This is a genomic window from Pedobacter sp. GQ55, assembly GCF_059758925.1.
This window is the reverse complement of sequence record NZ_JCAXEI010000005.1, coordinates 224,829-238,961: the sequence shown is the minus strand read 5'-3', so window position 1 is coordinate 238,961 and position 14,133 is coordinate 224,829. Positions and strand designations below refer to the sequence as shown.

8 protein-coding genes are annotated in these 14,133 nt (G+C 36.2%); 3 read left to right on the top strand and 5 right to left on the bottom strand.

Annotated elements, in window-relative coordinates:
- Positions 1 to 244 precede the first annotated feature (244 nt).
- The gene (locus tag AC6CH7_RS15525; RefSeq protein ID WP_498263620.1) at positions 245 to 2,779 is read left to right on the top strand and encodes a hypothetical protein; all 2,535 of its coding nucleotides are present in this window, start codon (positions 245 to 247) and stop codon (positions 2,777 to 2,779) included.
- Between the two features lie 45 nt (positions 2,780 to 2,824).
- Here AC6CH7_RS15525 and AC6CH7_RS15520 read toward each other — a convergent pair whose 3' ends face one another.
- The 3 genes from AC6CH7_RS15520 to AC6CH7_RS15510 form a co-directional block, all read right to left on the bottom strand.
- On the bottom strand, positions 2,825 to 4,423 hold the full coding sequence (locus tag AC6CH7_RS15520) for a S8 family peptidase (RefSeq protein WP_498263619.1): 1,599 nt from the start codon (positions 4,421 to 4,423) through the stop codon (positions 2,825 to 2,827).
- Between the two features lie 183 nt (positions 4,424 to 4,606).
- Positions 4,607 to 5,044: an RrF2 family transcriptional regulator gene (locus AC6CH7_RS15515; RefSeq protein WP_498263618.1), complete on the bottom strand. Its 438-nt coding sequence runs from the start codon at positions 5,042 to 5,044 to the stop codon at positions 4,607 to 4,609.
- Between the two features lie 303 nt (positions 5,045 to 5,347).
- Complete coding sequence (locus AC6CH7_RS15510) at positions 5,348 to 5,854, bottom strand: GbsR/MarR family transcriptional regulator (protein WP_498263617.1); 507 nt, start codon at positions 5,852 to 5,854, stop codon at positions 5,348 to 5,350.
- 212 nt (positions 5,855 to 6,066) lie between these two features.
- On the opposite strand from AC6CH7_RS15510, the gene AC6CH7_RS15505 reads away from it, so the two are divergent.
- Positions 6,067 to 7,395 carry a sigma-54-dependent transcriptional regulator gene (locus AC6CH7_RS15505; RefSeq protein ID WP_498263616.1) on the top strand — a complete coding sequence of 443 codons (1,329 nt, stop codon included), beginning with the start codon at positions 6,067 to 6,069 and terminating at the stop codon, positions 7,393 to 7,395.
- On the opposite strand, the gene AC6CH7_RS15500 is transcribed toward AC6CH7_RS15505, so the two are convergent.
- Positions 7,380 to 9,860 (bottom strand): ATP-binding protein, encoded by a 2,481-nt coding sequence (locus tag AC6CH7_RS15500; protein WP_498263615.1) that lies wholly within the window; start codon positions 9,858 to 9,860, stop codon positions 7,380 to 7,382. The two genes, AC6CH7_RS15505 and AC6CH7_RS15500, sit on opposite strands and share 16 nt — an antisense overlap.
- 235 nt (positions 9,861 to 10,095) lie before the next feature.
- Here AC6CH7_RS15500 and AC6CH7_RS15495 point away from each other — a divergent pair, with 235 nt between their 5' ends.
- Complete coding sequence (locus tag AC6CH7_RS15495; protein WP_498263614.1) at positions 10,096 to 13,071, top strand: endopygalactorunase; 2,976 nt, start codon at positions 10,096 to 10,098, stop codon at positions 13,069 to 13,071.
- A 17-nt stretch (positions 13,072 to 13,088) separates the two neighbouring features.
- On the opposite strand, the gene AC6CH7_RS15490 is transcribed toward AC6CH7_RS15495, so the two are convergent.
- Positions 13,089 to 14,066, bottom strand: coding sequence for a GlxA family transcriptional regulator (locus tag AC6CH7_RS15490; RefSeq protein WP_498263613.1), 978 nt, complete (start codon positions 14,064 to 14,066; stop codon positions 13,089 to 13,091).
- Positions 14,067 to 14,133: the final 67 nt, after the last annotated feature.

The window sequence follows — 14,133 nt, the reverse complement described above, 5'->3', positions numbered from 1 at the left end:
GATCGTAAACCACGTTCGAATTGTTCATTTAAGACCCCAAAACCCTTATTCGCCATTCATTTTGTTCATTTTTGAATAAAAAAAACAAACAAACCTAATGTCAAACAAATAACACATTGTAAAACAGATAATTACAAAATAAATTCATTGACGTTCATTTTTTATCCACGGAAGAAATATTCATTGTTCCTACATAAACCATTATATTCGTTTCGTTCAAGAATTTGACGCTCAATTATAATGTATGGATGAAACATTTATCTTAAACGAACTCAAAAGCTTAATTCTATCCAAAACAGGAATTCGAACCATCACACCTGCAGATTGTAAAAGAATTTCAATTGAGATCAGCAAGACATTGAACAAGAATGTTAGTGAAACAACTATTAAGAGGCTGTTTGGCTTTGCTATGGTTAAACACAACTTCTCCAAATTTACCTTAACTACATTATCAGAGTATGTTAATGAAGAATATCCTGAAACAGGAAATAACGCATTAAACCTCAGCAAGCAGACTTGTCTTCGCACATGGAAAGAAATTCACGATAAGGCCACCAAAGTAACCGACTTCACACTCAAAAGTGTGAGGAATCGTTCTGGAATGCCATATGAATTGACAATAGGAAGGAAATTTGCCGAACACGATTTTGAAGACTTCTTTAAGAATAGCTACAGCTTCACTTGTTTTATTTCCCAACCTGGTTATGGCAGAACCATTTTGCTCAGCCACCTAGCCGAAAAATTTCTTACCAGTAATCTTCCGGAGTACAAAGACTCTACCCTGCTTTTCATTACGGCCTATAGTTTTTTTAACAAAGACCATATATCTCCAAATTTTGAAGATCAACTAAAGTTGCAATTGGGAATTCATCCTAAGGATAGTCTAGTTAGCTACATCAAGCAAAATTATAACGCCTCGGGGGGGAAATTCGTAATCTTTCTTGATGGCTTTTCGGAATTAGTGGTCAAGGCCGATCTTAAAAAACAGCTGTTCGAAAGCATTATTAATTTTATATGCAACATTGAAGATAATGAATGTATTAAATTGGTGATGAGCATGAGATCCACCACTTGGATCAAATTTTATGACCGCATAAGGCATTCTGCATACTTAAAAACAAAGTGGTTTCCTGGAAATTACTTTAATGTTAACGACGTTTCAAATGTACCTCCACTTACAGAAAAAGAAGTCGATTTAATTCTAACCAAAATTAACAACATCGATCCGAATGGAATCAATTCAAAACTTAAGGCTCAATTAAAATTTCCATTTCATATTCAGCTCTATTATCAGTTAAAAGAGGAAGATCCTTACTTTAACTATTCTACAAATATTACTTTCTATGAGTTAATATCTCGTTTTATTCAAGACAAGATATACAGATCTAATTATTATACTGAAAAAATCCTTTTTCTAAAGAAAATAATTCAGTTAACCGATTGTGGGAAAAAAGGCAATTCAGTACCAAAAGATGACCTTATAAGTGAATTGTCGGCATTCAAAAATGCATACATGGAACTTTTATCGGAGGGAATACTTATGGAAGAAAAAAGCCAACAAGAATTCCACCCAAGGGAATATGTTCGTTTTATCCATCCTCATATTTTTGAGTATTTTTTATTCATTGAGCTTTTAGAAAAATTTCATCTAAAGGTGGATATTTCCTTCTTTGATTATATTAAAGAGGAATATAAGAATACCAATGCTAGATTTCAGCTCCTGCAGTGGACTATCAGATTTATTATAAGGATTGGCGATTTTAAGTCTTTAACTAACATTTTCAATCTCGAACTAAATAACTACGAAAAGAATTACTTAATCCTTTTTATAGCCGAGAATTTAGAATACCGGAATAAACATAATCCTGAAACCATCAAATTATTAAGAGAGCATAAGCTTCATGATATCTTAATTAAAGAGCTCATCAACTTTGATTTTATAGACTCTTGTTATAAAGAAGCCATATCAGTCCTTATCAAAGTAGCTGATACAAATGAAAATCTATTAATATATCATTCCTTATTGGCCTTCTTCGATATTTTAAGTTTAGATACCAAACTGATTAATGAAAGAATTGAAATATTAGCCCAATTTAAGAGCCCCAAATGGTTAATAGCTCCTCATAATATTATTTCTATGATTCATGCTAAGATCATGGATGTACCTTCCTCTCAAGAGGAATTAACATTTAATGATATTGAGGCGTTAATCTTAATGCAAGATCCGAATGATGTAACGCCTCAACAAGCCATTTCTTATTTACTCATTATTATATTAGATCAGCTCTTTGATGAGAAAGCGAGTACGCTGCACCTTATTAATGCCGTTTCTACGCAGCATGCTAAATCCCTTTCGACAAGGGCGCCTATGTCGATTTTTTTAATGGCCATTTTTGCACTTGTAAGTTCTAAAATAAACCCTGATAAAAAAACGGATAGATTAGAACAGATTCTTGTTTCATTGGCAGATAATAAATCCAGATTTAGGATCACAAAGTACACTGAATCAATTATCAAGTTAATGCAGGCTTATCAAGCCAAAAACAGAAGGGAATATACAATGGCTTTCAATTACTGCAACGAATGCCTGGAACTTTTTAAGAGAAATCAGTTGAACTTGAATTCCTTGAGTGTATATACGCTTATTATTGAGATTTTTACAGCACTGAAAGATCCTGTAAAAGTTAATGAGTATAAATACGAACGTCTTTGTTTTATGGAAGATAATAAAATATCACACCATTTATTCGCTTTACCAAACGAAACAAAAAGGTTTTAAAGATGATACCAATCCTTAATTAGTGATTGGTATCATCTGCATATATTATTTTTTATACTCAGAGGCAAGTTTTAATGCATCATACGCATTCACTATCCCCCCTGTAACACAAAGATCTGAGAACGGTACGGTTTTGGTCGTCTCATCATTATCTTTAATTATAACGTTTTGTTCTACCTTAACAACTGATTTCATAATGATATCTTTAACCTCTATTGCGGTTAATTTTGGATAGTACGAACGAATTAACCCAGCTAGGCCAGCCACTACTGGAGAAGCCATACTTGTTCCGTTTAGTTTTTCATATTTAGAACCAGGTACAGTAGAATTTATATTTACTCCCGGAGCAAAAACATCTACAGTATTTTTTCCGTAATTCGAGAAACTAGCTTTTATGCTCTCATCATTTGTTGGTCCAGATGCCCCTACTGTAATCCATGAAGTGGCTGTTCCCCCATTTTCGTAATTTGGATTTGGAAAATTTTTAGCTACTTCCAGGTTTTCATTATCATTTCCTGCAGCATGTACAATTAGAACGTCCTTAGAAACAGCGTATTTAACTGCATCATCTACAATAGCTTTATCCCATGAATAAGATTTACCAAAGCTCATATTTATAACCTTAGCTCCATTATCGACTGCGTAGCGGATTGAATTTGCGACATCTTTATCACGTTCGTCTCCATTTGGAGTGCTACGAACAGCCATAATTGCTACGTTATCCGCTATACCATCTATACCCAAATCGTTCTTCCTCACCGCGCCAATAATACCGGCAACGTGAGATCCATGTCTGGCGTCCGGCCCAGCTACATCATTATTCCCATAAAATTTCTCCTTGCTATTATTAGGATCATCACCAACTATAGATCTTGGATCGTAATCAAGATTTAAATTATAATCAACCTGAGACTTAAAATGTTCATAGCCTGCCAATATCTGAGCATTATAAAACTCATCGAAAGTTGTGTTTTTTAATTGCTGCAGTAATATTCTCTGAACATTTGTTTCAATATCTGAAGATGGTTTAAATGCCTGGATATCTTCAATAGTGGGTTTATCTTTACCTAACTTCTTTACTAAATCATCAATGGCAGATTTAATAGCTGAATAATTTTCTAATCCTTCCTTTGCTTCAGCTAGCTCTTTATCAAGTTCCGCTTTATTCTTCTGATATGCTTCAAAAGCAGTTAGATCACCCGCAGGAACTGAAGTTGCATCAGCTTTTCCAAATTTAGCACTATCTCTTCGCACCAATCTGGTCAACTCTAATGTTTCATAGTTAATTGATCCTTTACTAGATCCCAAAAAGTTCCAGCCATTTACATCATCAATATAACCGTTTTTATCATCATCCTTGCTATTGCCGGCCTTTTCTTTCTTGTTTATCCAGATTACTGTTTTCAGGTCTTCATGATTAATATCAACTCCGCCATCTAAAACCGCAACAATTACTTTTGTAGACTTCTTACCTTTCAGCAATTCGGTATATGCTCTTTCTGTGCTAATTCCAAATGTAGAATCTACCTTCAGATCCAGGTTTTGCCAATTAGGCTTTTGAGCGAACGACATAAAAGGAATAATCATCAATAAAGACATTCCAAGTATTCGACTAGAAAAATTACTCATGTTCTTTTTATTCATATATATAAGTTTTAAAACAAAGTTAATTAAATAATATTTCAGGGAGTTAATAACAAATGTGTGATTATCACCCGATATAACGAGAAAACCAGATATAAAATATCTGGTTTTCCAATAACAAAGCAAAATGTATTCCAATCTTAAGATAAGACTATAATTGAATCGTCATTTCATAACTATGATTTAAGAAACAATGCCTTCGTCAGTCTCCCGGGCAATCACATCAGCTATAGAAGTCTGTGCCAATACGTTTAACGTGGCATTTCTTACATCTATAAATGTTTTTCTAATACCGCAAGTTACCTCATCATGGCACTCATCGCATTTGCGATAAAATTTCAAACTTGCGCATGGTACCATTGCTATCGGCCCATCAGTAATGCGCAGGATATCAGCAAGAAATATATCTTGGGGGTCTTTATTTAAACTGTATCCACCTCCGGCACCCTTTTTACTATAAAGGTATCCTGCATTACGCATATCTAACAGGATCTGTTCCAAAAATTTTCTGGGAATCATTTCCTGTTCAGCTAATCTGACTATTTGCATTGGAGGGTTACCAGTGTTCTTACCAAGAGCAACCAGTGCTTTTATCGCATATTTCGTTTTCTTAGACAGCATATAACAAAGCTAAGAAAAGATATAAGTATAGTAAAGCTTCATCAAAGATAATTTAACTAAATAGTTAACAAATTGTGTTTTTATAGTATAATCTTTGGTTTTTACCGAACATTATTTTAAGTTCTTCCAATTGATTCCTTAAGGAAGGGCAATTTACCATTCATGTATACCAACTGCCAAGGCAACAAGGTTCATGAATGTTGATGAAGGTAATAAATCCAAAACCTACACCTCATTTCAAGCGTTCGAATCAAAACAAAATATCTTTCTAAATTTTCAATATAAACTGAAAATTTAGAAATTCTATTTGAATATTTTAAAAATAGAACCCCAGAACCAACTCTCCTCTGCCTTCAACATCGTTTCCAGAGTCTTATTTACATTTTTTGCGAGTTTATTTATATCCTTTACTGAACTTCTAAATGTTTTATAATTTCGATCCTTATCATCGCCCTTCACTTCAGACAACTCATTTAAAAGCTTAATTATAGGATCTAGCTCACGCTTCTTTCTTTCTTTAGCCACTTGCCTGGCAATGTTCCATGTATCCTTATCTGCGTAAAAATACTCCTTACGTTCACCAGATTTATGCTGTTTCTCTACAAGTCCCCAGCCAATTAAATCTCTTAAATTCATATTGGCATTTCCTCTGGAAATAGTAAGTTCCTCCATAATCTCTTCAGTGGTTAATGCTTCAGGAGAAATAAGAAGTAAAGCATGAATCTGAGCCATAGTTCTATTAATCCCCCATTCAGAGCCCAATTTACCCCAGGCTTCAATAAATTTTAATCTTCCTTCTGATAATTCCATGCTCAAAAATAGATTTAAATATCAAAAGTTCAAAAATTACTGAAAGTTTAAACAAATACAATAGCGTTCCACCTATCTTCTCAAAATAGCAGCTTATAGATTAAACCGGGAGTCAGATGGCCTAAAAGTCAACTGTTAGCAATTTGTGTCGAATAAAAGCCAAATTTCGTCTGGCTTTTGTATTTTTGCTAATATTTACCTGCTTAATCCCTATGGCGAAAATACTCATTATTGAAGACGATCTAACTTTCTCTCAGATATTAGAGGGCTTTTTAACAAAGCATGGGCACGAGCCATTAGCTATAAACGAAGTAAAAAAAAGCTTCCAAATACTGGAAAAACAAACCTTCGATCTACTTTTAGTCGACTATCGTTTGCCTGATGGAACAGGTCTGGATGTATTAGCCCATCTTCGGGAAAAGGGCTCACTACAGCCTATCATCATCATGACAAGCTTTAATGATGTGAGAACTGCTGTAAAATCTATTCAGCTTAGCGCTTTCGATTATATTACAAAACCTGTCAATCCAGAAGAATTGTTAATGATCATCAATAATGCTTTGGGCAAAAAAGAGCCAGAGAGCACAAGTAATTCGGTAGAGCATACAGATGCCATAAAAGGGAAAAGTGCTATTGCGGATAAGCTATATGAACATATAAATCTAGTTGCACCTACAGATATGTCTGTCATTATTCAGGGGGAAAGCGGCACCGGTAAAGAATATGCTGCAAGAGCGCTACACATGCAAAGTAAACGCAAAAACAAGCCTTTTATAGCAATAGATTGTGGCGCACTTTCCAAGGATCTCGCAGCCAGTGAACTCTTTGGTCACGCTAAGGGAGCGTTTACCGGAGCATTAAATGATAAAAAAGGGCAGTTTGAAATAGCTAGTGGAGGAACCCTCTTTTTAGATGAGGTTGGAAATTTAAGTTATGAGGTCCAGGTTAAGCTACTCAGAGCACTTCAGGAGAGAACGATACAACCTGTTGGAAGTACCAAAACCATCAAAGTTGATGTCCGCATCATTACTGCTACAAACGACGATCTAAAAGCAAGCGTAAGCAATGGATCTTTCAGAGAAGATTTATACCATCGTCTCAATGAATTTAAAATACATCTCCCGGCATTAAGGGATCGCGGGAAAGACCTTGAGCTTTTCATCAATCATTTCATCAAGTTATCAAATGCTGAATTACAGCGGAATGTCTTAAATATATCTTCTCCTGCAAAAGAATTGCTGCTTCAGTACGACTGGCCCGGAAACTTAAGAGAGCTTAAAAACGTAATTAAGCGAATGGTATTATTAACTCCAAACCAGACAGCCGAAGTGGATTCTTTACCAGAAGAAATGATCGTAGCTATCAATCAAACACCTAAACCTAGCGGATCAGACCTCAAAGCAATTAATGAAGTCAATGAAAAAGCACTTATCATGGAGACATTGGTAAAGGTAAAGTACAACAAATCAAAGGCTGCTAAATTGCTCAACATTGATAGAAAAACGCTGTACAGCAAAATGGAACGTTACGAAATAGAATAATCGGGCTTTTTCAATTCCTCATCAACTTTATCCAAAAGTCGGTCAAGCTTTTCAAGCAATAATATCATTTCAGCTTTTAAAGCTTCGTCCAACTGTTCTATATTATTCAATTTCAATTCACATTCCCTATATTCCTTTGCCAGGTCTTTAGAACCGATCTGAGCTATCCTCCCAGCCAGTCTATGTGTCAGTAAACGCAGGACCACTACATCATTTCCCGCTATTGCCAGTTTAATTTCATCGCTATCACTCTGGCAATCTTCTTTAAATCTTAACAGGATTTTATTCAGCTGCTCCGTATCGCCATATGTCATTTTTTTCAATGACGACAAATCAAGCGCTAACTCATATGATAAAGGCTCACTATTGACCGGATGCTCAAGAAGAGCAGCTAAAAGTTCAGCCTCTCTAAATGGTTTCATTACAATTCCATCAAAACCATTTTCTAACAAAAAGGCACGTTCATCAGGCAAAACCTGAGCAGTAATTGCATATATATTTACCTCATTCCCCACCTTCTCTCTCAAAAGTTTACACAGCTTTATGCCATCCATTTCAGGCATTCGCATATCCATTAAAACATAACTAACAGCCGGGTCCCAATCCGCATTTAATAACTGAGTTGGGGAGTTAAAACTTTTATAAGTAATACCATTCTTTTTAAAGATAATCTCACATAAATCCAGGATTAATTGATCATCGTCAACAATCCATACTTTATGATGTGACAATGGTTCATAAGTTGACAGCTGAGTATTGTCAACCTCTGGTTCATTCGCATAAGTAAAAGTTAGGTATACAGTAAAAGCACTTCCTTCATTCGCCTTACTTTTAACATATATTCTACCTCCCTGATTCTCAACAAGCGATTTTATAATTGTTAACCCCAGCCCTGTCCCGGTACTGTTTACTACTTCACTTTCAATAGTGTTAATCTGTTCAAATTCGTTAAAAATTAATTTACTGTCTTCCTCAGAAAGTCCAATACCCGTATCTTTAACTATGAATGTAAAATGAACATTTTCGTTTTGCCTCTTGTAAAATGCTGAAAGCACAATCTCCCCTACTTGAGTAAATTTCACAGCATTTCCCAATAAGTTATAAAGGATCTGTTTTAATCTAAACGGATCCCCGTAAATATATTTAAGGCCCTTCAAATCAAAATCGGCTACCATTTTTAATGATTTAGCCTCAGCCTGCGGCCGCATTACGGAGATAACTTCAGCTAAAAGTTGCCCAACATCAAATACTTTATTAGAGAAAGTGAACTTACCGGATATGATCCTGTTGTAATCCAGTACTTCGTTAACAATTTGCAACAGGTGTTCAGATGAGTGATAAATCGCATCAATATCTTTAGCTTGTGGATATTCCTGCTGCTTAATCAACTCCGCATAACCAATTATAGATTGCAGAGGCGTCCTAATCTCATGACTCATATTCGAAAGGAAACGTTGTTTTGCCCTTCCATGATATTCTGCTTCATCCTTCGCCAATTCCAATTCATTCCTATACCGCCCACTTCGGGTAATGTCAGTCAAAATAAGATATAGTAATACTCCGGTCAACACCAAAAAAATAAGCATGATCAATGAAATCGTATTAATTCCAGTATTTACGACCTTTTTCGCTTGAATTCCGTTTACTTCAATCTGGCTGACCACTTCGCTCTCAACTTTTCTTAAAACGTCCAGCATCTGACTAATTAACACACTGTTGGCATTGGCAAGCACGGCTTCTCTATTTAAAAAACTAGCATTTTTTTGCTTCTGATCATCTTCAATAATCTTTAATGATTTCTTCAAATCACTAGCCATTTTCTCTTCAGCAGACAATGCTATGGTATCTCTTTTTACCTTTTCTTCGCTTACAATTCTTATGGAGTTATCATTCTCACTTTTCTTTCTACCAAAAAGCTTCCCAAAAAAACTTCTTGGCTTATCCTCATTAGGGTAAATAGTTGTTGTAGATGTTTTTTCTTCAGTAGCAAGAATAGTACTATCTGCCTGCTCGGCACTTTTAGAAACAATGTCATTAATATTTTGAACCTGCACAGAAAACGACTTGTTATTTACCAAACGCTCCCTAACTTTTAAATAATTAATAAACTGTTTATCGCGCTCGCTCAGCAGCCTCTTTATCGTAGCGATTCGATCCAATTGGATAGAATCATTAGCATACAAAAACCCTAAACTGTCTAAAATAGATCTTAGCTGCCGCGATTCTTTAAAAAGTTTTCTATAATTCCCCGGATCATTAAAGGCTTGTTTCTTTTGCAGTTGATCAAGGCCGCTAATCTTCCTGGAAATAACGTTAACGACCCTTAATCGTTCACTGGGAGCAGAAATGTTCTCAACCGTGTTTAACATTTCCTTAAATGCGACCCTGCTCACACCCCAGGCCATAAAAAGGGCAAAGCATGCCAAGAGTAAAGCTATTATAACCTTACCTTTTATCGATTTCATGAAACTCTTTCTGGGGGTACTATTCATCTTAACTTTCTAATTATAACGCCAATACTAAGTTTGTATTTCCGTTTAGCGTTTGCAATTTAAACTAACTACAAGTATTATTCCATTTAACCCTTAAAACGCTTAACCAACTTAAAAACTCCACTTATTAATGCCAGTTTAGCTGAGTAATTGGCCAAAAAAATTCAACAATTAATATCGAATTTTAACTGTCCTATTCAAACCAAACATGAAGAAATTACTGACATTCACATGTGTTGCGCTGTTGTTAATACTTTCACAAGCAAAGGCCATAAAAAGAACAGCTGTCGAAATTACAATTGCTACCGGTGCAACCCATGTGGCCCTTATTAAGGGCGACACAGTCGTTGTTATTACCGGAAGCACATATTTATTCACCGTTGATACGCCCGAGGATAAAGGATTAATTACCACCAGCCCTACCGTAAGTCAGCTTACCCGGCAAATAACATCTAAAGATGGTTCTTTACAAAGATATCAGATCATTACCAAAGATGGTACTTCGAAAACTCAGGGCGCATTAATTACAGGCGATAGACTTGTTGTTATTTCCGGGGATAAACAAAGTGAAAAAAAGTATGTCATTAAACTGCAGCCTATGGCCATAGGAGGAAGCCTCCAACTAGATAAACAGCAGATAACTGCCAATACAAACACACATCTTACGTTATATTTTACAGCCGGCCAAAGAAGTCCGGATGCTGCTGTAAGTATTTCACTACCAAAAGGCATCAACGCTACCTTAGACAATACAACTGTAAATGTTATCGGACGTGGTGATGTAAAATTAAAAGACCTTAGCAAACAGTCTATAGGTCGCACTGGCAGCAGCTACTCCTACTCAAAGGTAGGCAGTATAACTATTACACCAACGCCAAAAGGACAAATACTTAACTTTAAACATCTCGATCTAAGACCAGCAAACGGGGCCGACCTTAAAATTGTCATTTCTAATGTAAACTTATCGGTGGGAGGCAAATACCTTTTCAAAGCCAGCTATACCACATCAAAGCCTGAAATCCTTAAAAGCCCAGGCATAGGTTCCGAGATTGCAATACTAACTGCAACCAGAACCATTTCAGACTTTGAAAGGGTTCTCAAAAAAGACATTCAATATAAAGAATCTCCTTTAACATATGCCAATGCGACTTTTAAATGGGGATCTAATAAAAAACCCAGCCATATTCAATTAATGCAATCACTCGACAAAGGAAAGAGCTGGATTAAAGCATCTGCACATATAGATCAAAAAAAATGCAGGGCAACAGTATCAAATCTGGTCGCTAATAAATTATATGCGTTTCGACTATTAGTTACCGAGGGCACGAACAAAGACACATCCAACTCGGCATACTTCTATTCGGGCAAAATGGACATAAAGGACTTTGGGGTAACTGCAGATGGAAAAGACGACAACACAGAACCGATCAATAAAGCCATCGCTTACTTAAATCAAATTGGTGGCGGCACGCTTCTATTTTCTCAAGGGATATATAATGTCCGCACCATTCATTTAAAAAGTGATGTCTATTTATACATAAGTAAAAATGCAACTATTAAGGCTATAAAAGGAGCTGATGCTCCTGAATCTACATGGTTTAGTGATAAAAAATATAGATCCGGCCTATCTCCTACTGATCCAGGCCCCTATGCAGATCCAGAAAACTACATGACAAAACAGGACGTTGGACATCATTATTTCAGAAATACCATGTTTTTTGGTGAAAGATTAGACAATGTAAAAATTATAGGTAATGGCTTAATCACTGGAAATGGGAATCTTGTAAATGGTGATAACGTAATGAAAAACGCTCCCGACAATAGAGCCGACAAAATGTTTACCCTAAAGCTATGTAAAAACCTTGAAATTGGAGGCATTCATCGTGAGGAAGATCTATGGTATGATGCAGAGAAAGACGAACCGTACTATATTGGAATCGATGGATCAAAAATATTTGATCACGACAATATGTTAAAAATAGATCGGGCCGGTCATTTTGTCCTACTCGCTACGGGTACCGATAACATCAACGTACACAATACTTACTTTGCGAAAGACAATCAATCTAATGCCAGAGACATTTATGATTTTATGGGATGTAATGATGTTACCGCCACCAACATCTATTCAAAAGTGAGTTCAGATGACATTATAAAACCCGGCTCAGATTGCTCACTTGGTTTTACCCGACCCGCCAGAAACTATAAAGTTCGTAATATTATTGGCGATACAAATTGCAACCTTTTCCAGGTAGGATCGGAAACGGCCGATGACATTAAAGACATCTGCGTTGATAACATTTATGTTCTCGGCGCTAATAAAGCAGGCTTTTCCATATCAACGAACGATGGCGCACACATCAGCGATATTCATCTAAATTGCGGACATACAGGCAAGGTACATTCCAGATCAAAAATGTACAGAACCAGAGCTCCTTTCTTTATCTCTATATCAAATCGTGCCCGTATTCTAGGCGCAACAATTGGCAGGTATGTATTTACAGAAAATGGGGTTAAGCACGATGAATTACTTGTAAAAAATGTAAACATAGGAAAGGTAGAGAACATTATTCTTAACGGAATAGATGTGTCAGAAGTATATGGTGGGAGCTCTTACGGGGGAAAAAATGGCCGTTGGAAAGCTTATGATGGTACCCAGAAAAAAGCAACGCCAATCATTGCAGGCTACAAACTGCCCGATACAGATTCAGTTAAAGGGGGGCTCAATTTTAAGCTCCCAAATGGCCAGCATACAGGATACATTACCAACATCCAGTTCAATGATGTTCACATATTAGTTAAAGGAGGAAATTTAGCTTCCGACACCGTGAACCTTGCACCTGAACTTGGAGTAGGACAATACAATGTTGCCAATCTTAATGTACAGCCCTCATACGGCCTGTGGGCACGTCATGTAAAAGGTCTTACGGTTAGCAACAGCACTTTTAATTACGAGGCAAGAGATAGCAGGTATGCAATATTTCTGGATGATGTTTTAGGTGCACAAATATCATCCATAAAAGTGGTGCAGGCAAAAGACAACAGTCATATCATAAAGCTTAAAAACTCATCAGATATAGCCATTGAAAATACGGTATATTATAAAGACTTATGGGAAAGTTCGCCGGCAAAACTCCCAAACATCCACCCAAGAAAGCTTAATGAAAATGTTCAGTATCCGTAAAAGCACTAAATTTTAACTTATACGGCCATTTCTCTATTGTATTTGCTACGATACTGAATTGGTGACAAACCCGTAATTCTTTTAAAAGTTGTACGAAAAGCCTTGTTGTCAGTATACCCTACTTTATACATCACCTCATTAATATTTTCTCGCGAAGATTCTAAGCTAATTTTTGCAGCTTCCATTTTTACCCTTTGAATATATTCAACAATGGTATTAGAAGTCGCTTTTTTAAATCTCCTTTCCAGATTTCTTCTGCCAATTGCTTGCATAGAAGCCAATTGATCAATGGTTATTTTCTCCTGAAAATTATTTTCTATAAATTCCTGGATCTTCTTAACCGATTCATCTTCATGTTCTTTTTGTCCTTGAAATATTGTAAACGACAGCTGGTTTTCACGATCAAGCTCTATAGCAAAAACTTTAGCAGAAAGAACGGCAATCTCACGACCTGCATATTTCTCGATCAGGTATAAGATAAGATTAAGGTAAGAAAAAGCACCTCCGCTAGAATAAATTCCATGCTCGTCTGTAATAATTTTCTCAGTAACCAGACTTACATCCGGGAACATTCTTCTAAAATCATTTTCGGCCAGCCAATGCGTAGCGCATTTCTTTCCTTTCAATAAACCAGTAGAGGCTAATAAAAATGCTCCCAGGCATAAACTTGCAACTTCGGCTCCCTCTTTATACTGTTTTACAATCCACGGAATAAAATCTTTATTCTTTTCTATAGCTTCGCTTATTTCCCCATCAATGGCAGGTATAATGATAAGGTCAGTTTTTTCTATATCTCCAATCAAAAGATCTGTATTTACTGTAAATAATCCACCGCTAACGGGAGTTTCCTTACCTAAACCTACTAGTTGAACTTTAAATAAAGGTGGCTGGCCTTTCGCTTTAAAAAACTCATTCACCTGACTAAACAATTGACGGGATCCTTCAAGGCTCCCCAAAATAGCCCCCTTGGGAACCAGGATAGATATATGTTTCATAATCTAAAATTAATGATATGTTTTGTCATAATCAACCCCCTAACATTGACGCATTTACACCCCATAA

What these genes read in the sequence shown, in the direction of transcription:
- AC6CH7_RS15520 (WP_498263619.1), bottom strand. Translation starts at nt 4,423, where the DNA reads ATGAATAAAAAGAACATGAGTAATTTTTCTAGTCGAATACTTGGAATG.
- AC6CH7_RS15525 (WP_498263620.1), top strand. Translation starts at nt 245, where the DNA reads ATGGATGAAACATTTATCTTAAACGAACTCAAAAGCTTAATTCTATCC.
- AC6CH7_RS15515 (WP_498263618.1), bottom strand. Translation starts at nt 5,044, where the DNA reads ATGCTGTCTAAGAAAACGAAATATGCGATAAAAGCACTGGTTGCTCTT.
- AC6CH7_RS15505 (WP_498263616.1), top strand. Translation starts at nt 6,067, where the DNA reads ATGGCGAAAATACTCATTATTGAAGACGATCTAACTTTCTCTCAGATA.
- AC6CH7_RS15490 (WP_498263613.1), bottom strand. Translation starts at nt 14,066, where the DNA reads ATGAAACATATATCTATCCTGGTTCCCAAGGGGGCTATTTTGGGGAGC.
- AC6CH7_RS15510 (WP_498263617.1), bottom strand. Translation starts at nt 5,854, where the DNA reads ATGGAATTATCAGAAGGAAGATTAAAATTTATTGAAGCCTGGGGTAAA.
- AC6CH7_RS15495 (WP_498263614.1), top strand. Translation starts at nt 10,096, where the DNA reads ATGAAGAAATTACTGACATTCACATGTGTTGCGCTGTTGTTAATACTT.
- AC6CH7_RS15500 (WP_498263615.1), bottom strand. Translation starts at nt 9,860, where the DNA reads ATGAAATCGATAAAAGGTAAGGTTATAATAGCTTTACTCTTGGCATGC.